This is a genomic window from Rhabdaerophilum calidifontis (assembly GCF_008641065.1).
In the GTDB taxonomy this organism is placed as follows: Bacteria; Pseudomonadota; Alphaproteobacteria; order Rhizobiales; family Beijerinckiaceae; genus Rhabdaerophilum; species Rhabdaerophilum calidifontis.
The window spans coordinates 72,674-95,103 of sequence record NZ_VTRS01000009.1 but is presented as its reverse complement, the minus strand read 5'-3'; the positions used below and the strand labels follow the sequence as shown (position 1 = coordinate 95,103).

The 22,430-nt window shown below is 68.8% G+C and carries 31 protein-coding genes and 1 pseudogene; 5 read left to right on the top strand and 27 right to left on the bottom strand.

Annotation, left to right across the window (positions count from 1 at the left end; translation table 11 throughout):
* From FWJ24_RS13395 to FWJ24_RS13355, 10 genes are all read right to left on the bottom strand, one after another.
* A complete protein-coding gene (locus tag FWJ24_RS13395) occupies positions 1-447 on the bottom strand; it encodes an NlpC/P60 family protein (protein WP_150288336.1) in 447 nt (148 codons plus the stop codon).
* Entirely contained in the window at positions 444-1,328 is an 885-nt protein-coding gene (locus FWJ24_RS13390; RefSeq protein ID WP_150288335.1) for a DUF2163 domain-containing protein, read from the bottom strand. Before FWJ24_RS13390 ends, FWJ24_RS13395 begins: the two co-directional genes overlap by 4 nt.
* Entirely contained in the window at positions 1,325-1,525 is a 201-nt protein-coding gene (locus FWJ24_RS13385) for a hypothetical protein (RefSeq protein WP_150288334.1), read from the bottom strand. The genes FWJ24_RS13390 and FWJ24_RS13385 overlap by 4 nt, the downstream gene beginning before the upstream one ends.
* Positions 1,526-1,677: 152 nt before the next feature.
* Positions 1,678-1,779, bottom strand: a complete 102-nt coding sequence (locus tag FWJ24_RS14970; RefSeq protein WP_425468938.1) for a DUF3789 domain-containing protein — start codon at positions 1,777-1,779, stop codon at positions 1,678-1,680.
* On the bottom strand, positions 1,772-2,002 hold the full coding sequence (locus FWJ24_RS13375) for a hypothetical protein (protein ID WP_028031150.1): 231 nt from the start codon (positions 2,000-2,002) through the stop codon (positions 1,772-1,774). Before FWJ24_RS13375 ends, FWJ24_RS14970 begins: the two co-directional genes overlap by 8 nt.
* A gap of 5 nt (positions 2,003-2,007) precedes the next feature.
* Entirely contained in the window at positions 2,008-2,664 is a 657-nt protein-coding gene (locus FWJ24_RS13370; protein ID WP_150288333.1) for a lysozyme, read from the bottom strand.
* A gap of 4 nt (positions 2,665-2,668) precedes the next feature.
* Positions 2,669-2,800, bottom strand: a complete 132-nt coding sequence (locus tag FWJ24_RS14920; RefSeq protein WP_281291988.1) for a hypothetical protein — start codon at positions 2,798-2,800, stop codon at positions 2,669-2,671.
* Positions 2,793-3,143 (bottom strand): hypothetical protein, encoded by a 351-nt coding sequence (locus FWJ24_RS13365; protein ID WP_028031152.1) that lies wholly within the window; start codon positions 3,141-3,143, stop codon positions 2,793-2,795. Before FWJ24_RS13365 ends, FWJ24_RS14920 begins: the two co-directional genes overlap by 8 nt.
* Positions 3,140-3,766 carry a DUF2460 domain-containing protein gene (locus FWJ24_RS13360; protein ID WP_150288332.1) on the bottom strand — a complete coding sequence of 209 codons (627 nt, stop codon included), beginning with the start codon at positions 3,764-3,766 and terminating at the stop codon, positions 3,140-3,142. The genes FWJ24_RS13365 and FWJ24_RS13360 overlap by 4 nt, the downstream gene beginning before the upstream one ends.
* Positions 3,766-6,183: a phage tail tape measure C-terminal domain-containing protein gene (locus tag FWJ24_RS13355; protein ID WP_150288331.1), complete on the bottom strand. Its 2,418-nt coding sequence runs from the start codon at positions 6,181-6,183 to the stop codon at positions 3,766-3,768. Before FWJ24_RS13355 ends, FWJ24_RS13360 begins: the two co-directional genes overlap by 1 nt.
* Positions 6,184-6,247: 64 nt before the next feature.
* Here FWJ24_RS13355 and FWJ24_RS13350 point away from each other — a divergent pair, with 64 nt between their 5' ends.
* On the top strand, positions 6,248-6,466 hold the full coding sequence (locus FWJ24_RS13350) for an AbrB/MazE/SpoVT family DNA-binding domain-containing protein (RefSeq protein WP_007427722.1): 219 nt from the start codon (positions 6,248-6,250) through the stop codon (positions 6,464-6,466).
* Positions 6,466-6,846: a type II toxin-antitoxin system VapC family toxin gene (locus FWJ24_RS13345; RefSeq protein WP_150288330.1), complete on the top strand. Its 381-nt coding sequence runs from the start codon at positions 6,466-6,468 to the stop codon at positions 6,844-6,846. The genes FWJ24_RS13350 and FWJ24_RS13345 overlap by 1 nt, the downstream gene beginning before the upstream one ends.
* Here FWJ24_RS13345 and FWJ24_RS13340 read toward each other — a convergent pair.
* From FWJ24_RS13340 to FWJ24_RS13325, 4 genes are all read right to left on the bottom strand, one after another.
* Complete coding sequence (locus tag FWJ24_RS13340) at positions 6,836-7,006, bottom strand: DUF7697 family protein (RefSeq protein WP_425468941.1); 171 nt, start codon at positions 7,004-7,006, stop codon at positions 6,836-6,838. The two genes, FWJ24_RS13345 and FWJ24_RS13340, sit on opposite strands and share 11 nt — an antisense overlap.
* A gap of 71 nt (positions 7,007-7,077) precedes the next feature.
* Positions 7,078-7,515 carry a hypothetical protein gene (locus tag FWJ24_RS13335; RefSeq protein ID WP_150288328.1) on the bottom strand — a complete coding sequence of 146 codons (438 nt, stop codon included), beginning with the start codon at positions 7,513-7,515 and terminating at the stop codon, positions 7,078-7,080.
* Positions 7,516-7,517: 2 nt separating this feature from the next.
* A complete protein-coding gene (locus tag FWJ24_RS13330) occupies positions 7,518-8,459 on the bottom strand; it encodes a phage tail tube protein (protein ID WP_150288327.1) in 942 nt (313 codons plus the stop codon).
* Positions 8,460-8,483: 24 nt separating this feature from the next.
* Positions 8,484-8,903: an acyl-CoA transferase gene (locus tag FWJ24_RS13325; RefSeq protein ID WP_150288326.1), complete on the bottom strand. Its 420-nt coding sequence runs from the start codon at positions 8,901-8,903 to the stop codon at positions 8,484-8,486.
* 99 nt (positions 8,904-9,002) lie between these two features.
* Here FWJ24_RS13325 and FWJ24_RS13320 point away from each other — a divergent pair, with 99 nt between their 5' ends.
* Positions 9,003-9,875, top strand: coding sequence for a GIY-YIG nuclease family protein (locus tag FWJ24_RS13320; protein WP_150288325.1), 873 nt, complete (start codon positions 9,003-9,005; stop codon positions 9,873-9,875).
* A 60-nt stretch (positions 9,876-9,935) separates the two neighbouring features.
* On the opposite strand, the gene FWJ24_RS13315 is transcribed toward FWJ24_RS13320, so the two are convergent.
* The 8 genes from FWJ24_RS13315 to FWJ24_RS13280 form a co-directional block, all read right to left on the bottom strand.
* Positions 9,936-10,565 carry a DUF6441 family protein gene (locus FWJ24_RS13315; protein WP_150288324.1) on the bottom strand — a complete coding sequence of 210 codons (630 nt, stop codon included), beginning with the start codon at positions 10,563-10,565 and terminating at the stop codon, positions 9,936-9,938.
* Positions 10,562-10,873, bottom strand: a complete 312-nt coding sequence (locus FWJ24_RS13310; protein WP_036707952.1) for a head-tail joining protein — start codon at positions 10,871-10,873, stop codon at positions 10,562-10,564. Before FWJ24_RS13310 ends, FWJ24_RS13315 begins: the two co-directional genes overlap by 4 nt.
* Positions 10,873-11,208: a DUF2190 family protein gene (locus FWJ24_RS13305; RefSeq protein ID WP_150288323.1), complete on the bottom strand. Its 336-nt coding sequence runs from the start codon at positions 11,206-11,208 to the stop codon at positions 10,873-10,875. The genes FWJ24_RS13310 and FWJ24_RS13305 overlap by 1 nt, the downstream gene beginning before the upstream one ends.
* Positions 11,209-11,285: 77 nt before the next feature.
* Positions 11,286-13,340: a prohead protease/major capsid protein fusion protein gene (locus tag FWJ24_RS13300; protein ID WP_150288322.1), complete on the bottom strand. Its 2,055-nt coding sequence runs from the start codon at positions 13,338-13,340 to the stop codon at positions 11,286-11,288.
* Positions 13,341-13,344: 4 nt separating this feature from the next.
* Complete coding sequence (locus tag FWJ24_RS13295) at positions 13,345-14,841, bottom strand: phage portal protein (RefSeq protein WP_150288321.1); 1,497 nt, start codon at positions 14,839-14,841, stop codon at positions 13,345-13,347.
* Positions 14,841-15,050 carry a phage head-tail joining protein gene (locus tag FWJ24_RS13290; RefSeq protein ID WP_150288320.1) on the bottom strand — a complete coding sequence of 70 codons (210 nt, stop codon included), beginning with the start codon at positions 15,048-15,050 and terminating at the stop codon, positions 14,841-14,843. The genes FWJ24_RS13295 and FWJ24_RS13290 overlap by 1 nt, the downstream gene beginning before the upstream one ends.
* Before the next feature lie 42 nt (positions 15,051-15,092).
* Positions 15,093-17,081, bottom strand: a complete 1,989-nt coding sequence (locus FWJ24_RS13285) for a phage terminase large subunit family protein (protein ID WP_246155685.1) — start codon at positions 17,079-17,081, stop codon at positions 15,093-15,095.
* Between the two features lie 46 nt (positions 17,082-17,127).
* Positions 17,128-17,715: a hypothetical protein gene (locus FWJ24_RS13280; RefSeq protein WP_246155684.1), complete on the bottom strand. Its 588-nt coding sequence runs from the start codon at positions 17,713-17,715 to the stop codon at positions 17,128-17,130.
* 120 nt (positions 17,716-17,835) lie between these two features.
* Here FWJ24_RS13280 and FWJ24_RS13275 point away from each other — a divergent pair, with 120 nt between their 5' ends.
* Together FWJ24_RS13275 and FWJ24_RS13270 are read left to right on the top strand one after the other, a co-directional pair.
* Positions 17,836-18,108, top strand: coding sequence for a hypothetical protein (locus tag FWJ24_RS13275; protein WP_150288318.1), 273 nt, complete (start codon positions 17,836-17,838; stop codon positions 18,106-18,108).
* 96 nt (positions 18,109-18,204) lie between these two features.
* Positions 18,205-18,774 (top strand): DUF3489 domain-containing protein, encoded by a 570-nt coding sequence (locus FWJ24_RS13270; protein ID WP_150288317.1) that lies wholly within the window; start codon positions 18,205-18,207, stop codon positions 18,772-18,774.
* Positions 18,775-18,829: 55 nt separating this feature from the next.
* Here the strand turns inward: FWJ24_RS13270 and FWJ24_RS13265 are convergent, their stop codons facing one another.
* The 5 genes and pseudogenes from FWJ24_RS13265 to FWJ24_RS13250 all read right to left on the bottom strand — a co-directional run bounded on the left by FWJ24_RS13265 (position 18,830) and on the right by FWJ24_RS13250 (position 22,042).
* A complete protein-coding gene (locus tag FWJ24_RS13265; protein WP_150288316.1) occupies positions 18,830-19,054 on the bottom strand; it encodes a DUF7220 family protein in 225 nt (74 codons plus the stop codon).
* Positions 19,051-19,509, bottom strand: coding sequence for a MerR family transcriptional regulator (locus FWJ24_RS13260; RefSeq protein ID WP_150288315.1), 459 nt, complete (start codon positions 19,507-19,509; stop codon positions 19,051-19,053). Before FWJ24_RS13260 ends, FWJ24_RS13265 begins: the two co-directional genes overlap by 4 nt.
* Positions 19,506-19,988 carry a hypothetical protein gene (locus tag FWJ24_RS14740; RefSeq protein WP_206110856.1) on the bottom strand — a complete coding sequence of 161 codons (483 nt, stop codon included), beginning with the start codon at positions 19,986-19,988 and terminating at the stop codon, positions 19,506-19,508. Before FWJ24_RS14740 ends, FWJ24_RS13260 begins: the two co-directional genes overlap by 4 nt.
* Before the next feature lie 205 nt (positions 19,989-20,193).
* A pseudogene (locus FWJ24_RS14735) lies at positions 20,194-20,700 on the bottom strand (DNA cytosine methyltransferase); the annotation flags it as partial.
* 1 nt (position 20,701) lies between these two features.
* Positions 20,702-22,042, bottom strand: a complete 1,341-nt coding sequence (locus FWJ24_RS13250; RefSeq protein ID WP_150288314.1) for a site-specific DNA-methyltransferase — start codon at positions 22,040-22,042, stop codon at positions 20,702-20,704.
* Between the last annotated feature and the right edge of the window lie 388 nt (positions 22,043-22,430).

The window sequence follows — 22,430 nt, the reverse complement described above, 5'->3', positions numbered from 1 at the left end:
TCAGCGTTGCGGAAACAGGAAGGCGAAGGCGATGCGCCGCCGCCAGGATGGTGTGAGCGGTTCCTCGATCACGCCGAGCCGCTCGTAGGCGTGGAGGAAGCTTTCGCGACCGGTGAGGATCCCGACATGCTTGGCGATGGCGCGGGGCCTCATGCGGAAGAGAACCAGCGCGCCGGGACCGGCTGCCGCGGGTTCCACTTCAATCATCATGGCGCGCGCGCCCTCGGCCAGAACTTCGCGCGGGCCTGTCTCACCCCAGTCGCGGCTGTAGGGCGGGATCGGGAACGGCTCGGGGCCCACCACCTCGCGCCAGACGCCCCGGGCCAGCCCTAGGCAGTCGCAGCCAACGCCGCGCAGGCTGGCCTGGTCGTGGTACGGCGTGCCGAGCCAGGACCGCGCGATGGCGATGACGCGCGCCGGGTCGGTCAATGCGAGGGGTTGCGTCACAGCACTCCTCCCTCGTGCCCGCCATCCTTGGTGGCGTAGCGCAGCACGGCGTCCTGGCCGGGGATGTGCGGGAAACCGCGAAAGTTGGGGGTGTTCGCGAACTTCGCGCCACAGGTTTCCATGCGCTTGTCGCAGCCGGCGCGGATGATGAAGGCATCTCCCTCGGCGATCGCGCGGACCGGGGCCTCGAGCAGCGTCAGGATCGCGACGCCATCCGTGACGTCGTGGCCCAGCACTTCCGCGCGACGCCCTGCATTCGCGCCGCTGGTCCATTCGATGGTCCCGAAGGTGAACCAGCCGGCCTCGAACCCGCCGAGGCCCGAGGCGGTGAAGGCCCTGTCGCGCAGAAGGTCGATCACGGCGCCGGTGCCCTTGAACGCCGGGTTCTCCAGATCGACACCGCAGCGCGCATCGCCGAGCGCCGCATCGCAGGTCGCCTGGAAAGTCCGCCCGACCGTCTGGCCCAGCACATGGGCCAGCGAGCGCACCTCTGCGACGAAGGCCAGCCGCCCGCGCCGGATCTGACCGATGGCCCCGCGCCGCATCAGCACGCGCTGGCCGGTGTCCGCCCAGTTCACCCGCCAGACCTCGACGGCCGCGTTGTCCCAGCGGCCGTCGAGGATGTCGGTCTCGGTGATCCGGTCTGAGGTCAGCACCCCCTCGGCATCCTGCGCATCGACCGCCAGGTCCGAGCCCGACCGCACCTCGGAGGCCGTCAGCCCGCTCTCGGGTTCAAAGTCCGTGCCATCGAAGATCAGCTTCCGGTCGTGGTCGGTGAAGCCGAAGGTGACGCCGTTGGCGCGCGTGATCCGCCAGCACCAGGCGAGCGTCGTCGTGCCCTCGTCGAGATGGGCCTGTAACGCGGGCGAGAGGGTCTTCATCGGCAGGTTCCCGTCATGCGGTCGTCGAGATCGGCGATCCAGTCCGCCCAGACCGGCGGCACCTCCGCGACCGTTTCGGCGGGCGGCCGAGCGAGCCGCGCCTCGGCATAGGAGGCGCAGCCCGCATCACCATCGCCCATCGTTGCGGCGCAGCCGGTCAGCGGGATTGCCAGCACCGCGGCCATCGCGCACCGCATCGCGCCCGCGCTCGACGCGCCTGTTCTCGTCTTCCATCGCATCCCGTTCCGCCTCCCGTTTGCCCGTACGTTCCCCTTCCACGCGCCCCCAGACCCGGCCGAGGACGACGCCCCCAACGGCGCCTAGAGCCGCGACCATCCAGATCAGGAGATCAGCCATCGTCCCGCTCCCCGCGTGCGGCGGCGACGCAGAGGGCGGCGACGAAGACGCCGAGCCAGCCGCCCACGACCAGACCCGCGAGGAACTCAAGCATCGCCGCGGAACCCGCGCTCGATCCGGTCGCGCAGGCCGATCAGGCCCAGACCGAGGAACATCAGCCCCGCAGGCGAGGCATCGCCGCTGCCAGCGAGTAGCGCGACGAGACGGGAGAGTTCCCCGAGCGGCCCGGTGGCGGGCAGCGCGAGGGAGGCGATGCCGGTGAGCATGGCGAGAAGTCCCGCCCACCAGGTGAGCGAGTTGGGGCGAACGTAGCGCATGGGGGTCAGGCCCTCCGGATCAGGGTGGAGAAGAGGGCGGCCAGCCGGGCGAGCCAGCCGGTCGGCGCGTTGGGTGCAGGTTTGATGACCGGCGGCGTCGGCGACGGCCCGCGAGCCAAGGCCAGAGCCTCATCCTCGGTCAGGCGACGGATCGGCCGCGAGAAGTCCACCCGGCCCGTGCGATCCACGGACCAGACCGGGATCGTGCCGCCGGTATAGCGGCCATGCCGGAACAGATCGCGCTCGGCCTCCCGGCGGGGGACGATGGAGGCCGGTCGCCGCCAGTTCAGAAACGCGTCGGCGGCTGCAACGCGATTGCCGGCGTTGAGGTGTCGGGTCAGCGCAGCCTTCGCGATGCCGCCGGTATTGTAGTGGAAGCTGACCAGCGCATCGAACTCGTGCGGCGCCAGCGGCACCTTTACCGCGCGCAGGACGGCGGCCTCGTAGCGCGCGAGGTCGGCCCGGAAGACCCGGAACGCCTCGCGGATCCCGGCGTCGAGGTCGGCGGGCATGCCGCGCGGCATGGTCGCGGGATCGGGCGGCCCGGCCGCGGCCGTGTGGCCGATGCCGAAGGTCCAGACCTGTTTCACATCGAGATAGGGCCCGGGCACGAGTCCTTCGTGCCGGACGAGGGCCAGTAGGCCCCGGTCGGTCATGTGCATGGGATTACCGGAGAAGCGAGAGGATCAGGATCAGTGCCGCGACGACGAGACCGATACGCAGGCGGTGAGCGAAGGCCTGCCGAGGGTCGGCGGGGTCGCAGCGGAGTGAGCGCGCGAGGCGGAGAAGTTCATTCATCGCCGCCGCCTTCGTTGGCGCGGCGCAGGCGGGCGAGCAGCATCTCGATGAAGGCCGGGCCGAAGACCCCGACGAGATAGGCGGCCGAGCCCGCCGCTCCGCCCGCTGGGATCGCCTCGGGCGGCAGGCTGAGCCAGGCGGTGATCACGGCCATGGAGAGGCTGCCCATCCCGGCCGCGATCAATCCGCCGAGCAGGATGTGCCGCAGCGCATCGCGCAGCCGCATCTTGGTGGTCAGCGCGTTTGTGGCCCCGCCGAGCGCCCCCCAGGCGGCGAGGATCACGGCGGTCGATGCCGCGAGTTCGCGCAGCACCGCCGCAACGAAGCTGCCGGTGTCGTTCATCGCCGGATCTCCAGAAGCGGAATGGAGGTGATCGAGCCGAGCCGCTCGAGGTCGAGCGTCACGTCGAGCGCGTCGGTGTCGAAGCGGACCGGCACGTCGAACTCGAAGCCCGCGGTGATCGCGACGCCCGCGCCCGGCGCGGCGCCGAAGGTGACGACGCCGGTCGCGGTGTCGACGGACCAACCCGAGGGCTGCTCGACCCCGCCGAGCGCGATGCGCACACTGCCCGCCACCGGCTTGGCGATGGCGCGCGTCCAGGATTGCGCGCCCGAGGCGTAACGCTTCACCAGCTGGAAGGCGGTCGTCGCGCCGTCGCCGGTGCCGATCGACTGATCGGTTGGCGATGGCGTGCCAGAGGGTAGACAGGACTTGTGGTCACCCCAGTCCTTGAAGCGGAAACCGTGCAGGCGCCCGTTGCGCGCCTCGAAGAAGGCGACGACCGCCGCCAGATCGTCGGCGCGGCGGATGCCGTAGGCGACATCGTAGCGCCGACGGGAGTTCGCCCAGCTGGCGTTCCTCTGCTCATCGCCGGAGGCGAGCTCGACGATCTGCGTGCGCCGCTCGGGTCCGCCGCGCGCGCCGCGGCTGATATTGTCGGGAAACCGGACCTCGTGAAACGCCATCACATGCCCCTCCGCCCGAGCGACACGGCGTGGGCGATGTCGGCCGCAACCTGCGTGCGGGATTGACGGAAGCTCTCGGCGTCGCGGGCCATGATGGTGACGTTGACCCCACCGCCTGCGCCGTAGCTCTGCGCCTCGCGACGCGAGAGCACCCTTTCACCGCGTTGCAGGATCGCGGGCACCTCGTCGTGGCGAAGCCCGGCCATGCCGCCGCCATGCATGCGCGGGGCAGCGGCGAAGGCCATCGCCGGGACCATGCGCGAGGGCCCGGCCGATCCGACCATCCCGCCCGCATGCAGGACGTTGGCGAAGATGCCGCCCGCACCGGAGAACACGCCCGAGAGCGCATTGGCGATCGGCCCGAGAATAAACCGCCGCGCCGCGAGCTGGGCGAAATCGGCGAGCAGCGAGGTGACGAGGTCGCGGAAGTTCAGCTTGCCGGTCTTCACGAACTGGCCCACCGCGTTCTCGGCCGACTGGAAGGCGCCGACGAGACTCTGGCCGATGTCGCCGCCGATCTCGCGCGCCTTGCTGGCGTAGTCCGAAAGCGCCGCCGTGACCGCCTGCCAGCCGGTGGCGGCGGCCTCGGTCGCGGGCTCCGCGGCAGCGGCGGCAGCTCCGGCCGCCGCGCCTGCATCCGTCGCGGCGCGTCCGGCATCGCCGAGCGCCGTCTCCAGCCGCTCGGCCGCTCCGGTGGCCTCGGCCAGCGCATCGGCACTGGCCTCGTCGCTACCGCGCACCGCGTCGCGCAGGGCCTGCCAGCTTTCCAGCGGGGCGCGAGCCCCTTCGGCCAGATCGCGCGCGGCGCCGCGGTAGACATTCGCGGACTCGAGCGCCCGGTTTGCCGCCCCCGTGAGTCCGAGGTCGGGTGCGGTGAGTGGGTTGTCCTCGAAGGCCCGGTCGAACGCCGCCTGCGCCGCTGTCGTGGCGGCACTGGCCGCGCCCTCAAAGCGGTTCTCGATCTCGCCGAGGTCGAGATCGGGCACCAGTGAGATGCGGCGCTCCGACCCGAGCGCTTCCAGCCCCTGGTTGATGCCGCCGATGAAGCCGTTGATGCGCGAGACCACGCCATTCAGCATCGCCTCGACGCCGTCGACCAGGCTGTTCGCGGCCTGAAACGCGAGGTCACCAATGGCGGCCGGCAGCAGGCCCCAGATCGCCTTGATCGCCTCGTAAGCGCCCTCGAACGTGTTCGCGGCCGTATTCCCGAACCCGACGACGCTCTCGATGGCGCTCTGCATGCCCGACGCGGCGTCGGCCTTCAGGTCAAAGAACATCGCCGTGGCGGCTGCACCCGCCGCAGCAGCGCCCATCCTGATCCGCTCCCAGACCTCGACCGCGACGTCCTTCAGGAGCGACATCGCCGCGCCGAAGCCCCCCGTGCCGGAGACGAGGCGGGTGAACTGGTAGACGAGTTCGCCCGCGCCGACGATCAGCGCCCCGATGCCGGTCCGGATCAGCGCTCCGCGCAGGATGACCAGCGCCGTGGCGAGACCACGGACGGAGAGCGCGGCGGCGGCCATGCCGGCGACCCAGCGTCCCGCGAGGACGGCGGCGAAGGTCCCAGCATAGGTGGTCAGGCGGCCGATGTTGTCGAAGAGCCCACGGATCGCGATGCCGAGCGGGCCGGTGCGGCTCGCCACCGCCGCCATGGCATCGGCGACGGCTTCCAGCGCAGGCGCCGCGGCGACCGCCAGCTGGTTGGACAGCCCGCGCCAGATCAGCCCCAGCCGGGAGATCGCGTCGTTCGTCCGCTCGATCTGGGCGGCATCCTGCTCGGAGACGACGACCCCGAAGGCAAGCACATCCTCGGTCGCCTGGCGCAGCGTCGCTGTGTCGATCCGCGACATCGCGATGGAGCCTTCCTCGCCGAAGAGCTGGCCCGCAACGGCCGCGCGCTCGGCGGCGGGCACAAAGCTCTCGATGGCGGCGTTGATCGCGCCCACGCGCTGGTCCAGCGGCAGGGCGATCAGCTCGTTGGCCGAAAGCCCGAGCCGGTCCAGCGCATCAGCGGCAGGACCGGTCCCGGCGGCCGCCTGGCTGAGACGGCGGGTCAGATCCTTCGTCGCCTGCTCGATGCCGGACATCGACACGCCCGCCAACTCGCCCGCACGCTCCAGCGTCTGGATTGAGGCGACGGTGGTGCCGAGGGACTGCGCGAGCTTCGCCTGCGCATCGACGGTCTGCAGACCGGACCGGATCATCGCCACGCCTGCAGCGGCAGCGGCGGCAACTGCGGCAGCAGCCGCCACGCGCACCCGCCGCGAGAAGGCCGCAAGCCGGGCGTTCGCCGCTTCCATCTCGCGGCTCAGTCGTCCGACGCCGCGGGCCCCCGCTTCGCCCACGCCTTCGAGCTCGGCGCGCACCTGCCGTCCGCCCACGGCCGCGAGGCGGACGCTGACGCGTTTCTCGGCCATCGGTCAGACTCCTTGCTTTCGCCGCATGGGCGTCTTACGTTTATGCTATCGATCAAGTGAAGGTATGACCATGGCCGAGACCGCGACCCTGTCCTCGAAGTTCCAGATCTCGATTCCCAAGGCGATCCGGGCCGCCCAGCACTGGGAGGCCGGGCTGACCTTCGCGTTCATCCCGAAAGGCACGGGCGTTCTGCTTGTGCCGGTGCCCAAGCGGGAGGCGCTGAAGGGGCTCGCGCGAGGGGCGTCCGCCACCGATTATCGCGACCGGACGGATCGGTTCTGATGATCCTCGTCGACACGTCGGCGTGGATCGAGTGGCTCGTCGGTTCGCCGACCGGCGAGAAGCTGTCCGAACATCTGCCCGAACAGGCCGACTGGCTCGTCCCGACCATGGTCCAGCTCGAGCTGGCGAAATGGCTGACACGCGAGGTCGGCGAGGACAAGGCGGATCAGGTAATCGCCTTCACGCAGGTCTGCCATGTGGTGCCGCTCGACACCGAGATCGCGCTGGCGGCGGCGGAGTCGTGCCGCGAGCACAAGCTTGCGACCGCCGACGCGATCATCTTCGCAACTGCCCGCGCACAGGGCGCGATGCTCCTGACCTGCGACGCACATTTCGAGGGACTGCCCGGCGTCACGCTGATCGAGAAGATCAAGGCCTGACCCCCGGGCCACCATTCGCGCTCAGCTCCTCGTTCAGCTTCCGGACCATCACCGCTTCGATGACGGGCAGCAGTTCGGCCATGGCGAGCGGCGGCACGCCGAGGGCGTCGCCGAGCGCCAGCGCCGCCGACATATCCCAGCCGATCACCGCTCCAGGCAGGACGCGCAGTTGGCCGCCGAGACGACCAACCAGGTCCCAGACCTGCCAGCCTTCATGCGTCAGGGGCCGGTTCAGCCGCGCCGGGCAGTCCGGGCAGGCTTGCGTGCAGGCGTCGCAGTATCGCTCGCCCCCGCCGAAGGACCATTCGGCGAGGGCGCGGAGGCGTTTTTTTCCTGTTCCAGCAGCAGGCCCTTCGAGACATAGGTCAGCTGGAACGCCTCGAAGATCGGCCAGACATCGAGCAGCGCGTCGATGGCCTCCGGGCTCGGATCGATGGGATCGCCATCGGCATCGCCGATTCCCTCCCAGGCGAGCACGGCCCGCCGCGCGAGAGCCTTGGCGAAGGCGACCGCGCGCTCCTCGTCCGATGCCTCCTCGGGCACGGCGTCCACGGCCGGGTCGCTGCGCGTCGCCACCATCAGCGCGGTGGTCAGCGGGCGGAGCTGCACCCGGACGCCGGGGGCGAGGTCATGCCAGCGCGGCGCGTTGGTCAGGTCGAGCGTCAACATCCTCAATACACCTCTATGTCATTGATCAGGGTTGCGGTGCACATCCGGCCGACGACGCTGTCGCGCGCGGCCTGCCAGTCGAAGGTGGCCTGCACGCCCTGCGGCCCGGAAATCTCGATGCGCGGGCGCGGCAGGTAGACCGCGTGCACCGTGAAGGTGAAGCTCTCGCCCGAGGGGAGTACGTAGGCGAACTCCATCTCGCAGGCCTCGCCGTTGATCGCTTGGCTTACCAGCGTCTGGTCGGCGAAGCGCACCTCGATCCGGCCGGTCAGCGCCGCGATGGACGGGTCCGCCCCGTCGATGCGGCCGTCCGAGCGGATGGTCTCGATCCGGTCGAGGTTGTTGGCGTAGGTGATCTCGGCCGAGACCACATTGCCGAGCGCCGTGCCGTTGCGCGTGATTGCCCCGTTGAAATGTCCGAAGCGCTTCAGGTCCAGCGCGGCCGGCGTTCCGGCGCTGGTGGTCGTGCCGACCGTCTCGCCCTGCGCCACCAGCCGTGCCGTTGCGGTCAGCAGGCCCGAGCGCTGCATCTGCCAGGTGATCTGGTCGAGCACGCAGCCGGAGTACATCGCATAGCGTGGCACCTCGGGCATGCCGGTCTCGATCGACATGCTGGGCAGCGTCCATGACCCCGACTGGAACTCGTGGGTGTACGGCGCCTCCGCGCCCGTGGTCGTCGGTGTTCCGAACGCCGCCTTCAGCCAGAAGCCGAAGGCCTCGGCGTCGAGCGGCACCACGACATCGCCGTCGGCCGTCACCGCGTCCTTGATCGGCGCCAGCGGATCACGACCATAGCCGAGCAGTTCGGAGTTCAGCAGCGGCTGCTCGGCGCCGAGCGAGGTGCTGGCAAAGGGCATGCGGGTGAAGCCGCTGGCGGGCGGCGTGCCATAGGTCGTCTCGAACGCAAGCGCCATCAGCGCCCGCGCCCCCTGGGCTCGTGCCATGGTTTTCTCCTCGGGTTGTAGGGATCAGCCGAGCGGGTCGGCCGTGGAATAGTGCAGCACCACCGGGATCACGGCGGCTTTCAGGCTGGCCGCGCCCTCGACCGGCAGATCGACCGGGCGCGGGGCTTCCGCCTCGACCCAGTCGCAAAGCCCGCCCAGCGTGCGGTCGGCTGCGAGTGTCGCGCCGATGCTGGCGGTCAGCGTGTCGAATGCGGCGTCACGCGCCGCGCCCTGCACGACAGCCTCGATCTCGGCGCGGTGCTGGTAGTGGTAGCGTAGCGGCGAGAGCGTGACTTCCGGTTCTCCGGGCTCGCCGTCGCGCAGAATCAGCAGGCCTTCGGCCGGCACGCGCTCGGGCAGCACCTCGCCGCGCAGGGCGGTGGCGGGCAGCGCCGAGAGCCGCGCATGCAGCGCGGCGAGGATGGTTTCGCGAGGGGTGGGCATGGAAATCCTCGATGACTTCAGTGAAGATCATCTACGTGACCTTTACCCTGGGGCTGACTTCGATGCTAAGCTGCTTTTCGGTGGCAAAACGAGAGCGGCATGACCGGGCTATTCTATACCTATGTTTGGGGCACCCACGGTCGCCGTGGTGGGCCACTAACGTTTACCAGCAAACAGAACCGCACGGTTGCCATCCGCAGCACGCAGGAGGGCGATCTCGTTTTTGGCGTGGTCAGCCGAAATCCTGGTGATCCAGATGTCCAGATCCCTGACGAGCTGAGGGGGCGGGTCGCGAACGTCTGGCAGATCAGCCACGGCACTGCAGACACTGCCGAATTCGGGATCGAGGCCCAGAATTCCTGGGACCGACTTGAAGACGGCAGCTATCGATGGCCGTTTGCTCTCCAACCGATCAGAACGTGGATTATTCGAGATGCTCCCGAGTTTCGCGATTTACCCGGCTACACTCCATCCACACATACACAAAGGGCCATCACAACGGTTCAGGAGCTAGGTGACGAGCTTGCAGCCACACTGAAAGACCTCTTGGCCACGAACGGTGAAGAGTTGGAGGTGATGACGCCGCGCTTCCAGACCATGGCAAGCCGTGTGAACCAGCTTCGCCAAAAACATCCATTCGCCCTCAACGGCTATTCCGTCCAACCAAACGTCGAAGCCACCAACTGCATATACATCGCTACGCTGGGAAAAGCCGGTCGCGTATTGAAAATTGGTCATGCGCAGGACGCGAAGCAGCGCTTAATCGAGTTCAACAAGTTCCGGCTTTCCAACGAGCCTCAGTGGGTGTTGCACACGGACCAGCCAATAGGTTCGGTGCAAGACGCCATTGAGGTTGAGAAGTATCTCGGCGAGGCGTTCGCTAAACATCGGACGGAGACGAACAACAACGAAATCTATGTCGATCTTGATCCGATGGCCGTCCTGACGAAATTGGCAACGTTCCGTCGCTAAGGGCAACGGGCCGGGGAGTATCAATTGCTGGCGACCGTTGGGAAACTCTGAGCGCCGCAGTCAAAGTCTTCCCCCCACCCAGTTCGCCACGATCAGCCCCGGTACGCTGTCCAACGCCCGGTCCGCATCCCGCGCGAGGTCCAGCCGCTTCGGCAGTTTAACCTGCGGCACGAGCAGGAAGATCGGCGCGGTGACCTTTCCGCGGCCGGTCTTCGAGCGCGACTCGACCGCCTGGCCTTTCGTGTTCAGCCGGCTCTCCGCGACCAGCAGGCTCGGGCCCGTGCGGCGATAGACGAAGCGTAGGCGCAGGCCGCGGCGGCGCTCCCATTCGCCGGGGGTGATGCGGCCGCCGCGCAGGGATTTGCCAGCGGCGGGCAGCGGGATCGCCAGCCAGAACCCGTCCTTCGAGCGGATCAGCGGGCCGGTGTCATGCGCGCCCACGATGACCGGTGCCTTCGACCAGACCAGCGCCGCGGCGTCGAGGCTCTCGCCCGACCTCGGGAAGTTCTGGCTCCGGATCGAATTGGCCAGCCGCGTGCCGAGCCCCGCGCCGGTGATCTGCAACCGCCACGCCGTCTTCAGTCCCGTCCCGGCCTCGCGCATGGCGGCCGTCACCGCGCGTTCGCCCGCCGCAACCTCGGCCGCCATCATCGCGACGATGTCGGGATCGATGTCGAGCTTCAGTTTCATGCGGGTCTCAGATCCACGGTCCAGACCAGCCGCTCGCGGTCGCGGACAGGCTCTCCCTGGATCAGGAAGGCATCGCCGTCGATCTCGATCCGGTCGCCGGGGCGCGGGTTTGCCACCTCGGCGACGCGCAGGTCGATGCGCGTGGTTTCCGACCAGAGCCGGGCATCGCCAAAGTCGGTGACCGCATCCGCGCGCCGGGCCACGACGCGCACCAGCACGGGCGTGCCGCCGTCGGCGATGTAGACCGCGTCCCGGCCGATGTTCGGATCGGCGAAGAGCGCGCCGACGGCGGCGGCGAAGGCGCTCATCAGAACGTCGCGTTCAGGCGCACCCGGCCGATGGTGTCGCCCGCGCCACTCGCCACCGCCTCGACGGCCACGCCGATCAGAGTGTTGTCGGTCGCGACCGTCGTGCAGCGCTTGTTGGTGTCGTCCCAATAGACCTTGGCGCCGACGGTCCATGCCTGGGAGCCGACCTTGGTCAGGTCGAACACGCCGACGAGCGCGGTCTCGACGGGCTCGCCGAGGGCGGCGGCGCCCGCGGCGACGCCGAAGATGGAACCGACAAGCAGGCCATCGCCCGAGGCGACGGCATAGGGCGCGGTCAGGGTGATGGTGTTGCCGGGCTGGACGTAGTTTTTCATGACGGGGATCCTTGTGGAAAGACGAAGGGCGGCCCGTTTGGACCGCCCGTGTGTCAGGGTTCAGGAAGGTGTGCGGCTTACGCGCCCGGGTTCTTGTAGAGGCCGCGCCAGTCGATGGCCTTGGCGCCGAAGTCGAGGCGGCACTTGATCTCGACCCCGTCGACGTCGAAGCCGTTGCGCGTCTCGATGTAGGCGCCCTGCTGACCCTCGAGATAGGCGTACTCGATGGTGTCGATCTGGTTCGGGCTCGCGGCCAGATACCAGGCGGTCTCGCTGGCAGCGTCGAGCCGGGGCTCGCTGATCGGCGCGAGGGTGCGGATCGACTGCGGCACCACGCTGGAGGTCGCGGCGGGCACGAGGTTCTGGGCGACCAGCTGCTCGGCCTTCAGTTCCAGCGAGGCGGGCACGATGAGGAAGGCGGGGCGGACGTTCAGCACCGTCTTCTTGTCGAGCCCGGTCTGCTTGGCCATGGCGGCGCGCGCCGCGCCCACCGCGTCCACCGCCAGCGCCGTGCCGGTGCCCGCGAGGTTCTTGTGGGTGGTGTGGAACAGGGCGTTACCGTCGGCCATCGCCGGGTTGGCGGTGATGATGCCCCAGACGACGTCCGACTCCAGTTGGGCGATGGAGTTGCCGTACATCGCCGGGATCCGGGTGAAGGCGTCGAGATCGTCGTTGATCAGCGTCTGGCGGGTGATCGCGACCACCCGGCCATAGGTCTTGACCTTGTAGCTCTCCTTGCTCTCGCCAAGGGTCCCGCGCTTGAACTCGCCGCTTTCGCCCACCTCCAGCAACTGCGGGGCTTCACCCAGCTGCACCCGGTGCATGGCCTTGAAGTCGGTGGCGAGCACCTGGCGGCAGAACAGCATGAAGGTGCGGGGATAGGCCTCGTAGGCCTGCCGCAGGGTCTTGTTGGTGACCGCCGACAGGATCTCGGGGAAGTCCGAGGTCGAGTGCAGGGCGCGGGTCGCCACCTCGTCGCGCGACAGACCCCGGGTGTTAACCCCGGCATTGCCGAGGCTTTCGCGGGCCAGTTCCAGCAGCGTCATGCCGCGGTACTGGCGCGCCGCGTCCTCCAGCTGGAACAGCGTCGGGCTGTAGCGGTGCAGCAGCGCGTTCGCGACCGCGTCGCGGCGGGTGATGCGCTCGTCGCGCCCGCCGAGCGGGACGGAGACATGGGGGAAGGTCCGGGTCTCGTCGGATTTCGCGGCAACCTGATCGAGGATCAGGCGACGGGACTCGTCGACGCTGACGCCGCGTTTCACCAGATCCTCGGCAAAGCCGCGCTCAAGGTTCAGCCGCCCGGCCAGATCGTAGATGGTGGAGACGCGGTCGCGCTCGGCCTCGCGGGCGCGGGTGGCGACCGCCTCGGTGTCGGGCGCGGGCGTTGCCTGCGTCTTCGGCTGCGCGCGCGTCTCGCTGGCCGCGACCTTCGGGTCGGGCGCAGCCGCTTTCGGCTCGGTCATGGTGGTGTCCTCGGTTTCGACCGGCTCGGTCGGCTGGGTGGTGGCGGGGGTTGCGGCGTCGCTCGCCGGGGTCTGGGTCTTGTCCGTCATCGGAAATGCTCCTTGCGGTGTGGGGGCGTCCCGGCGGTGAAGGACGCAGTCGTGAAGGGGATGCTGGGCGCGGAAGCCCGCTGCCGGGTCGGCGCCGACCGCGACGGCGGAGACCTCGAACGGCGTCCAGTCCACCGCGCGCCAAAGCTCGCGGGCGGCTTCAGGCTTCGAGACCTCGAAGCGGTGGACCTGGTATCCGATGGAGACCGCGCGGATGTGCCCGGCCTGGATGTCGCGCCAGATCGGCTCAACATCGGCGCGTTCGCTGATGCGGACCAGCGCGATGCCGCGCCCGTTCTCGATGCGGGCGGAGCCCGGCACGACCGAACCGATCACCGCGTCGAGCGTGTCGAGCTCGTGCACCTTCAGGAACGGCGCGCCCGCGTTCAGCCGGTCGAGACGGACATGGGCAGGGTCTAGGCTCAGCTCCTCGTCATAGGGCTCGCCGAAGAAGGTCGCGCGCCGGACGCGGGCGCCTGCAGACCAGACCACCTCGACGGTGCGGCTGTCGGCATCGGCCGTGTTCGGCGCAAGCTCCGCCGACCGGCGCATGGCCGGCAGTTCGATCATCGTGTTCATGGGGTCAGTCCTGTTGGTCGGCGTCGGGCTCGGCTGGGTCTTTCGTCTGCGCGCTGCCGGTCTTGGTGACGCGGCGCGGGTCGCTGTCGAGCACCAGCCCCAGCGCATCGAGCTTGGCGTTCGTCGCGGCGATCTCGGCCAGCACCGCGTCGGGGTTACGGCCCTGTTTCGCGATCACCTCGGCCAGCGTCATGGTGCCGGAGCGGATCGACAGCAGGTTTGCCATCGCATCCTTCTGTGGATCGACCGCCTCGAACTTCGGCGGCGACCATTCGACCGGCACCGTGGGCGACGGGATCTGGCCCGCCGCCCATGCAGCCTCGGTGAACCATCGCCAGACCGGCGCACAGAACATCGGGATGAACAGCTGCCACTGCACCGCGTCGATCTGGCGGCGGAACTCCACGAGCCCCGCCCGGATCGAGGAATAGTTGACCTGGCTGAGATCGCCGGTCAGCAACTCGTAGGGTACCCGGAACCCGGCCGAGATCGTGTGCAGGCTGGCCCGCTTGTATTCGCCGTAGCCGCCGGTGGCCGAAGGCTGGTTGAAGCGGATGTCCTTGCCGCCGCGCGCGTAGGCGATCAGCCCCGGCTCGAACTGCTCGACCCGGTTGCCATCGGCGTCGACCACGGAGGGCGCGATGCCCTGCTGCGCCTCATCATCGCCGAAGACGATGGCGGTGACGCAGGCCTCGGTTTTCTTGCGGACCAGTTCCGCCACTTCATAGTCATCGAGATCGCGCAAGCTGCGGATGACCGGCGCGCCCCAGGGAACGCCGCGCGCCTGCGTGCGCTGCTTCTCGTAGACATGGGCGATCTCAATCGCCGGGACCGGGCGGCTCTGCAGACCGTTCTGCAATGACCCATAGGCGTCGCCCGGGTGTTCGGCATGCAGCCAGTAGGCCCGGCGCTTGCCGACCGGATCGAACTCGACCCCCTGCACCAGCCGCCCCGCGCCGATGGCGCCGGATTTCGTGGCGTCGAGGAAGTCTGCCTCCAGCACCTGCAGTTGCAGCGGCACAGCCAGACCGTCCGAAGATCGCCGCAGACGGCGGCGCACCAGCACTTCGCCCGCCTCGACCATTTCGCGGCAGATCAGCGTTTGCAGCCCGTAGAAATCCAGCTGACCATCGGCGTCGCACTCCGCCGTCCAGCGTTCGAACAGCGCGTCGACCTTCCGGTCGAGCGTGTCGTCACCGCTGGCGGCGCGGGGCATGATGCCCGCGCCGATGATGTTGTTGATCAGCACCGCCACGGCCTTGGCCGCATGCGGGTTGTTGCGCACCAGATCGCGCATCCGGTCGCGAAGCAGCGCCCCGGCGACGCCGATCTCGGTGTCGGCCGAGGACCCCGGCGCGCGCCAGCCCTCCGTGCGCCGCCCGCGCGCGGCGCCGTCATAGCCCCGCGTCAGGGTCTCGAAGGCCTGACGCGCCATGACGCGGCGCGCGGCCATGCGCGGCGCCACCGTGGCGATGGCGTGATCGAACCAGTTGGCCGACATCAGCGATCCCCGCGGTTAAAGCCAGCAAGCCCGGCCACCGGCAGCGGCCGCGCGATCCCCGCGATGGCGCGCTCGATGGTGCGGATCCGGGCGAGCAGATCCTCGGCCGAACCGTAGTCGACGGATTTCCCGTCATAGCTGACCCGGGTCGTGCCGCTGGCATATGCCCGGCGCAACGCCGAGAGCTCGGTTTCCGTCCAGTCGGTCATTGTTGTTTCCCTGTCGGGCCGCTGGCCCTCTGCGCCTCTTGTTCAGAACCAACCTCCGCGCCGCCCGAGCCAGTCGGAGCGGCGCTTGCCCTGCGGGGCCTGTCCCGGCCGGTTGATCTGCCCGGCGGGATCGGTGTCGGTGGGAGCGACCCCGAGCTGATCCTCGAGATCGCGCCATTTCTCGTCGGGCCAGCGATCCGCGCCCGCGATCCAGGCGGCGGCGCGGGCATAGACCCGGCAATCCAGCGCCTCGTTGCGCTCGCGCAGCTTCTGCCATTCCAGCCGGGCGAAGCCTCGTTTCGTGCGCACCGTCACCAGCTGCTCGGCCACGAACTGCTTCAGCCATTCGTTCTCGACCCAGTGCGGCAGATGCACCGAGCCGGGTGGGAACGCCGCCCCGTCGGCCATCTCCTCCTCAGTGGGTCGCACCAGCCTCAGGAAGCAGTAGGTCTCGGCCTTGAAGGTCGACACCGCCACGGTCCAGAGCCGCGCCCCGCGCCGCAGGCGTTTCCCGCCCTCGGTCGCGTCGACGAAGGTTGGGCCGGACACCGGGCTCGAGCGGTTGAACCCCTCGACACCCTTGACCGGCGACACCTGCGCAAACCCCTGCGCCCGCGACCAGGAATAGACCGCCGGGGCCTCGTAGCCCGTGTCGATGGCGAGCCGCGCGATGCGAAGAATCGCGCCCCGTTCATGCGGCCAGGAGCGGTCCAGCAGCGAGGTCAGTTCCGACCAGGCGTCATGCCGGTCGGGCCCGCCCTCGATGACGACGTGATCGACGAGCCAGCTTTCCAGACCGCGGCCCCAGGCCCAGACATCGACCTCGATCCGGTCCTTCTGCACATCTGCGCCTGCGGTCAGGAACATCCCGCCCGCGGGCACCGTGCCGGATGTCCAGCGCTCGCGCCGGTCGTAAAGCCGCTGCCAGTCCGGCGCTTCCCCGGTCTCGACCCATGTCTCTCCGAGGATCGTGTTGCGGAACGCCTTGATCGCCTCGTCCGACCCCTGAGCCGCGTCCCATGCCCGCACGATCCGCTCCCAGCTCAGCCAGCCGATCGGCGAGTAGAGCGCCGAGAGGTGATACCCGACCGTGGTCGGATCGGCGGCCGTGGCGGTCGCCCGCCATTCGCCGCCCTCCAGCATCGCCGTCTTGTGGTGTTCCGCGATTGCCGCGTCGCACCCCTCGCAGTGATATTCCGCCGTCTCCGGGCGGCCCTTCTGCCAGCGTAGCCGATCGAATTTCAGCCACTGCATCACGCTGCAATGCGGGCACGGCACGAAGAACCGGCGCTGGTCGCTCGCCTCGTACTCGCGCTCGATGCGCGACAGCCCTCGGATGGTGGGCGTCGAGACGAGGAAGACCTTGCGGCGATGGGCGAAGGTCAGCGACCGGGCCTCGGCCAGCGTGACCGGATCGCCTTCCTCGTCGGCCGAGGCGGGATAGGCGTCGACCTCGTCGAGGAAGATGTAGCGCGCCGGGGTGGACCGCAGCCCGACCGCCGAGTTCGCCCCCGTCATGATCAGGATGCCGCCCGCGAATTCCTTCGACAGCATCGTATTGCCCGCGTCGCGGGACCGGGCCGGCTTCACCCGCTCCCGAAGCTCCGGGCTCTCGTCGATCAGCGGGTCGATCCGCTGCCGCGAGTTGCGTTTCGCCAGTTCCACGGTCGGCTGGACCGCCAGCATCGGGCCCGGCGCTTGGTGGATCGCGAACCCGATCCAGTTGTTGCCGGCCTCGGTCGCACCAACCTGTGCGGCCTTCATGAACACGATCCGCTGCGTGGGATCGCCGGGGCTCAGCCGGTCCATGATCTCGCGCATGTAGGGCGTGCGCACCGTGCGATACCGCCCCGGTTCGGCAGAGGCGCGGCCCGAGAGCATCCGGTGCCGGTCCGCCCATTCCGAGACGGTCAGGTCCGGGTCGGGCCGCAGCCCGTTGCCCCAGGCGCGCAGGATCTCGCCCGCGCCGTCGAAGTCCGTCAGGCCATCTTCCGGCCCTGCGCTTGCGCTCCGGGCATTCGCCCCTCGCAAGGGTCCACTGGACCCTTGCGTTTCGCTGTCGCGAAACCGGTCCTCATCACCGGAAGTCGGGCCGGACCTCGGCGAGTTCGTCGAGGTGGGCGCGTACATGTCTCTCCAGCACCTTCTGCATCGCGGCTGGCTCCACGGTGATCTGCTGGCCCGACGCTTCGCGGCACGAGGCCGAGAGCTCGGCCGCCATCAGCGCCGCCGCGCGCGCGGGCCAGGTCACCCACGCGTCCCGTTCCTCCCGCGCCAGGCGGAACACCAGCGCCAGCGCACGGGCCCGCTCGATCAACTCCCCCTTCAGCTTCTGGAGCCGGATGCGCCGCTCCTGCGCCTTCAGCACCTCGTTCGCCGTCTTGGCCTGCAGGAAGGTCGTGCCGCCGCCGACCGCCGGGACCGCGAGACCCTGTTCGCGCAGCGTGTCGCCGACAGCCGCCACCGCCGCCTCGGGGACCGGCTTCAGCTTGGGCGCGGGCGGCTTGCGGGTCTTCGACGGGTCGGTCGTCTCGGCCCGCCGCGCATCGCTGGCGGCCGCGTTGATGCTGCCGTCCGGATAGAGGACCAGCCGCTCGGCGGTCTTCGCCTTCTGGATCGCGCCCCGCGACAGCCCGACATGGGCGGCGTACTGGCGCTCGCTCATGCCCTGCATCGACGGCTCCGATTATCATTCAAGATCATGTGCTTATCGAGTTGATAAGCCTCCGAGACGGAGCGAACGTCCATCCCACAAGGACGATGCAACTCACCCGGAGCAACCGAGATGACCACCCGCCTGAACCCGATCACCAGCCCGCGCCACGAACTCCGCGCGGAGAAGGCCCGGCGCAACAAGGAAGCGGCACTCGCGGCCTTCATCGGCAAGAAGGCCGAGATCGACGAGATGCTCGCCCGCCTGCAGGCGCTCAGCGACGACCATTTCAACTGCCACCCCGACGAGGCGGGCTGGGCCATGGTTGGCACCCTCGAACACTACGCCAGCCTCCTGAAGCGCATCACCGACAGCGCCTTCGGCGAAGGCGAGCACGCCCGCTGATCTCCGGCGCTGCCGGAACTCCCGCCGCGCGCCCTGCGCGGCTCGGGGTCGTAGAAGGCGCCGCATGACGCGGGCCTCGAACACGGAGACGACTCCATGACCAAGCTTTCCGATACCCAAGCCATCATCCTCAGCGCCGCCGCACAGCGCGAAGACCGCATCGCCCTGCCGCTGCCCGAGAGCCTGCGCGGCGGGGCCGCCGCCAAGGTGGTCGGCGCGATGCTCGCGAAGGGTTTCCTGCAGGAGGTCGACGCCGACATGCGCAAGGGCGAACCCGTCTGGCGCGAGACCGGCGACGGCCATGGCGTCACGCTGGTCGCCACCGACGCAGGCCTCGCCGCCATCGGCATCGAGCCCGAGGACGCGAACCCCGCGCCTGCGGGCGCGACGGACGCGCCGACCGAGGAGCCCGCGCCGGACACCCCCACCGAACCGGAGGCCGCGCCCAAGGCGCGCACGCCGCGCGAGGGGACCAAGCAGGCGAAGCTCATCGAGATGCTCCGCGCCGAAAGTGGCGCGACCGTCGACGAAATCGTAGCAGCACTCGACTGGCAAGCTCACACCGCTAGGGGCGCCATGTCCGGCGCGCTGAAAAAGAAGCTCGGCCTGACAATCATCTCCGAGAAGGTTGACGGAAGAGGCCGCGTCTACGCCATCCGCGACTGACGCCACGCACCGAAACCACCTCTGAGCCGCCGCCCGACACTCGGGTGGCGGTCTCTTATTCTGCGCTCCGCATCCTGATCGCTTCGAACAACCGCCGCAGCAGATAGCCGCGCACCAGCGAGACGCCCACGAAGGCGAGCCCGATGGTCAGATGTTCGGCCAGTCCAGTCTCGATCCCGAACCACGGGAAGACGACGATCTGCGTGGCGATGGCCAGCACATAGCCGACGACGACATTCGTCGCGGCCTCGACCAGCGACATGATCCGGCTCTGCTTCACTGCGCAGCACCTCCCGTGGCCGTCACCGCGGGGATTGCACCAGCAGCATCATGATACACGGCCGCAACGTCCACGATGATCACGGTGTCGGGTCGCCGTTTCAGTACCGCAAAGAGATCCGTTTCGGTGACGAGCCCCACGGTCGGATAGGGTTGTTTCTTACCCCAGTCCGCGCAGAAGAAGGACCGGCCCGAGATGTCGGAGATGTCGTTCATCCCGGCGAGGTCGTCGCGCAGGTCCGAGACGATCAGCGCCATCGCGTTGATCGACAGACAGTGCTTCCGAAGCGCGCTCATGACCGCCAGGCATGCGAGATCGCGCCAATCGAACCGCCGGCGCTGACCAGGCCGGACAGCCCCGGACGGCCGGAAATGACCACGCGAGATCCATTGGCTCAGTTCGCCCTTCGTCATGGCGCAGGCGTCGGCGACCTCATGGATCGTCCACGTTTTCATGCCGCCCCCTCATCCATCGGCCAGCAGTTCAGCCGCCAGAGTTCGCAGCGCATGCGCCGCAACCAGCGGAACCACGCCGTTGCCACAGAGGCGAAGCCGGTCCACCCGGTGGGCCAACCCATCAGCGCCTCGACGAACAGCGGGTTCAAGGTCCGGCGCGGCTCGGAGGTATCGCTCCCAGCCATCGGCGTCACCAGGACCTGGCGGCCAAGCAGGCCGTTCACCGGGGTGTTCGCAAGGCTCGTCGCCCCATCCTTGTGATCGCGGGCCGTCGGCGTCATCCACATCCCCGCCGCATGGGTCAGGTCGGCTGTCCGCCGGTTGCCCGCGCTCGGCTTGCAGCCGTCGTTCGCCATCGGCGTCGGCCAGTCCCGCGCCATCCGGTCCAGACCCTTTTCGTCCTTCCGCTCGCCCCCCCTGCTGCGGAAGCTGTCGGTCTGGGGCGTCGGCCACAGCGCCGCCGTCGTCGCGAGGTTCATCCCACGCTGACCCGCCTCCTGCGACGGCGTCGGCTTCGTCTGCCGGTTCTCGTTGGCGCTGGCCCTCGGCGTCGGCCAGAGCCGCAGAATCTCCGTCCGATTCCCGCCACTCGACCGGACGCCAGAGCAGGCGCGCGGGGTCGGCCAACTCGTCGTTTTCGCGAATGGCGAGTATGAAGAGCCGCTCGCGTCGGTGGGGCGCGCCGACTTCCGCCGCCGTGAAGAGGCCTGCCGCAAGGCGGTAGCCCATGCCGACCAGTCCTGCGGCGACTTCGGGGAATCCGAGGCGGAGATGATGGGCGACATTCTCGAGGAAGACGAAGGGCGGTTCGACCTCGCCGATGATGCGGGCGACATGGGGCCAGAGGTGGCGTGGATCCTCGGCACCGAGCCGTCGGCCCGCGACCGAGAACGGCTGGCACGGATAGCCCGCAGTGACGATGTCCACCGCGCCGCGCCACGGGCGGCCGTCAAAGGTGGCAACGTCGTCCCAGACAACAGCCTGATCCAGGGACGCGTCTTCCATCCGCGCCACGAGAGTGGCTGCGGCGAAGGTTTCCCGTTCGACATGGCCCACAGCACGATATCTAGGGATGGCGATGGTGAGCCCGAGATCAAGACCGCCCGCGCCGGAGCAGAGGGAGAGGCCAAAGAGGCATGCGTCTCCGGTTCCGGAATCTCGTCCGGAGGGATGTAAAGCCAGGTCATGCATTTCACGCAGCAGCTTCGGGTTGGATTTCGGGCGCGGCCGGGGCATCCCCCAGCCTCTCCGTTTTCACCTGTGCAAAGGTCCGACCGTCGCCGTCGAGGATTGCGTTGCGCCCTGTGTCCGCCTGCCAACGTTCGACGGCGACGTCGATGTACGCCGGGCTGATTTCCATCGCGAACACGCGGCGGCCGTTGGCTTCGCCCGCCATGATCTGCGACCCGGACCCCGAGAAAGGCTCATAGCAGAGGCCACCCCGTGCCACATGCTGGCGCATCGGGATCCCGAAGGCGTCCAGCGGTTTCGGCGTCGGGTGGTCGGGGCGCTCGTCCTTGGCGAAGCTGGGGAGCGCCCATGTTGACGGCAGGGTTTCTTCGGCCATCTTCGGCGGGCGGTTCGGCCGCCGCCAGCCCATGAAGCAGGGCTCGTGCTTCCAGAGGTAATGCGACCGGGTCAGAACGCCGCGGTCCTTCACCCAGATGATCTGCTGATGGACGAAGGCACCGGCCTTTTCCCAGCAGGCTTCCAGCATCGCCTGACGGCGAGACGCGTGCCAGCAATACCAGGCGGCGTTTTCGGTGATGGCTTCCGCCACGGCGGCAGAAATGAAGCCGTCGTAAAGCTCGGCCCCCTGCGAACTGTCGTCCCAGGTCGTGCCATAGGAGGCCGACCAGTCCTTGTTCCGGGTCGGATGGTTCGATCCGTCGTAGTCCACGAGATACGGCGGGTCGGTCGCGAACAGGATCGCCCGCTCGCCATTCATCAGGCGGCGCACATCGGTAGCACTGGTGCTGTCACCACACAGCAGCCGGTGGTCGCCGAGGATCCAGAGATCGCCGGTCCGCGAGGCCGGATTGCGCGGGGGTTCGGGGATAGTCACCGGCGGCACTGAGCCCCCGGCGCCACCTTCTTCACCGTCCCCCTCCGGCACGAAGGCCAGCAACTTGTCCAACTCGCTGTCGGAGAAGCCGACCAGCGACAGGTCGAAATCCTCCGCCAGCAGGTCGTTCAGTTCCGCCGACAGCAGCGCCTCGTCCCAGGTGCCGAGTTCCGTCAGCTTGTTGTCGGCGATGCGGTACGCCCGGCGCTGCGCCTCGGTCAGATGGCCCAGCACGATCACCGGCGCTTCTATCAACCCCAACTGCGTCGCCGCCAGCACCCGGCCATGTCCCGCAATCAACTCGCCATCCTCTGCCACGAGGCAGGGCACGGTCCAACCGAACTCGGCCATGCTGGCGGCGATCTTGGCGACCTGGTCCGGCCCGTGCGCCTTCGCGTTCTTCGCGTAGGGCTGGAGCTTGGCCAGCGGCCACGTCTCGATCGCGTCCGGGGCGAAGCTCAGCGTCATGGTGAGCAAGTTTCCTCGGTCGGGTGGATGCCGGTGGCTTCCGGACTCCGGATGCCGGGCCGGACTCCACACGGGGTCCAGCGGCCACCAGCGGCGTCCGGTCGGAAGGCCAGCGTTCATTGGTGTTTGCGCGGGACGCGCGTGGCTCCGGCTTCCGGGTGGCTTCCCAAAAATCCGGCCCTGTCGCTAGCGATGTCCCGCGCTTCGCCCGCCAGCATACGAATATCGCGCAGAAGGAACCGCGAAGTCGGCTGAGGGGGCTTGGCGGGGGCGGACAGCGGCGCGCAAGGAAAGGATCAGCGCCTTTCCTTTTCTAACGGCCTTCGCCAACGAAAGGATGGTTTCGTTCGGGGCTGCGCCGCACGCGCCTCTCCCGAGTATATCCACT

Bases quoted from the DNA above. Each gene is read 5' to 3' on its own strand.
- FWJ24_RS13365 (WP_028031152.1), bottom strand. From the start codon at position 3,143: ATGAACGACACCGGCAGCTTCGTTGCGGCGGTGCTGCGCGAACTCGCG.
- FWJ24_RS13360 (WP_150288332.1), bottom strand. From the start codon at position 3,766: ATGGCGTTTCACGAGGTCCGGTTTCCCGACAATATCAGCCGCGGCGCG.
- FWJ24_RS13350 (WP_007427722.1), top strand. From the start codon at position 6,248: ATGACCATGGCCGAGACCGCGACCCTGTCCTCGAAGTTCCAGATCTCG.
- FWJ24_RS13370 (WP_150288333.1), bottom strand. From the start codon at position 2,664: ATGCACATGACCGACCGGGGCCTACTGGCCCTCGTCCGGCACGAAGGA.
- FWJ24_RS14970 (WP_425468938.1), bottom strand. From the start codon at position 1,779: ATGCTTGAGTTCCTCGCGGGTCTGGTCGTGGGCGGCTGGCTCGGCGTC.
- FWJ24_RS13330 (WP_150288327.1), bottom strand. From the start codon at position 8,459: ATGGCACGAGCCCAGGGGGCGCGGGCGCTGATGGCGCTTGCGTTCGAG.
- FWJ24_RS13250 (WP_150288314.1), bottom strand. From the start codon at position 22,042: ATGACGCTGAGCTTCGCCCCGGACGCGATCGAGACGTGGCCGCTGGCC.
- FWJ24_RS14740 (WP_206110856.1), bottom strand. From the start codon at position 19,988: ATGAACCTCGCGACGACGGCGGCGCTGTGGCCGACGCCCCAGACCGAC.
- FWJ24_RS13280 (WP_246155684.1), bottom strand. From the start codon at position 17,715: ATGAGCGAGCGCCAGTACGCCGCCCATGTCGGGCTGTCGCGGGGCGCG.
- FWJ24_RS13260 (WP_150288315.1), bottom strand. From the start codon at position 19,509: ATGAAAACGTGGACGATCCATGAGGTCGCCGACGCCTGCGCCATGACG.
- FWJ24_RS13320 (WP_150288325.1), top strand. From the start codon at position 9,003: ATGACCGGGCTATTCTATACCTATGTTTGGGGCACCCACGGTCGCCGT.
- FWJ24_RS13305 (WP_150288323.1), bottom strand. From the start codon at position 11,208: ATGAAAAACTACGTCCAGCCCGGCAACACCATCACCCTGACCGCGCCC.
- FWJ24_RS14920 (WP_281291988.1), bottom strand. From the start codon at position 2,800: ATGAATGAACTTCTCCGCCTCGCGCGCTCACTCCGCTGCGACCCCGCC.
- FWJ24_RS13275 (WP_150288318.1), top strand. From the start codon at position 17,836: ATGACCACCCGCCTGAACCCGATCACCAGCCCGCGCCACGAACTCCGC.
- FWJ24_RS13310 (WP_036707952.1), bottom strand. From the start codon at position 10,873: ATGAGCGCCTTCGCCGCCGCCGTCGGCGCGCTCTTCGCCGATCCGAAC.
- FWJ24_RS13345 (WP_150288330.1), top strand. From the start codon at position 6,466: ATGATCCTCGTCGACACGTCGGCGTGGATCGAGTGGCTCGTCGGTTCG.
- FWJ24_RS13295 (WP_150288321.1), bottom strand. From the start codon at position 14,841: ATGTCGGCCAACTGGTTCGATCACGCCATCGCCACGGTGGCGCCGCGC.
- FWJ24_RS13355 (WP_150288331.1), bottom strand. From the start codon at position 6,183: ATGGCCGAGAAACGCGTCAGCGTCCGCCTCGCGGCCGTGGGCGGACGG.
- FWJ24_RS13375 (WP_028031150.1), bottom strand. From the start codon at position 2,002: ATGCGCTACGTTCGCCCCAACTCGCTCACCTGGTGGGCGGGACTTCTC.
- FWJ24_RS13335 (WP_150288328.1), bottom strand. From the start codon at position 7,515: ATGTTGACGCTCGACCTGACCAACGCGCCGCGCTGGCATGACCTCGCC.
- FWJ24_RS13390 (WP_150288335.1), bottom strand. From the start codon at position 1,328: ATGAAGACCCTCTCGCCCGCGTTACAGGCCCATCTCGACGAGGGCACG.
- FWJ24_RS13385 (WP_150288334.1), bottom strand. From the start codon at position 1,525: ATGCGGTGCGCGATGGCCGCGGTGCTGGCAATCCCGCTGACCGGCTGC.
- FWJ24_RS13270 (WP_150288317.1), top strand. From the start codon at position 18,205: ATGACCAAGCTTTCCGATACCCAAGCCATCATCCTCAGCGCCGCCGCA.
- FWJ24_RS13300 (WP_150288322.1), bottom strand. From the start codon at position 13,340: ATGAACACGATGATCGAACTGCCGGCCATGCGCCGGTCGGCGGAGCTT.
- FWJ24_RS13290 (WP_150288320.1), bottom strand. From the start codon at position 15,050: ATGACCGACTGGACGGAAACCGAGCTCTCGGCGTTGCGCCGGGCATAT.
- FWJ24_RS13315 (WP_150288324.1), bottom strand. From the start codon at position 10,565: ATGAAACTGAAGCTCGACATCGATCCCGACATCGTCGCGATGATGGCG.
- FWJ24_RS13325 (WP_150288326.1), bottom strand. From the start codon at position 8,903: ATGCCCACCCCTCGCGAAACCATCCTCGCCGCGCTGCATGCGCGGCTC.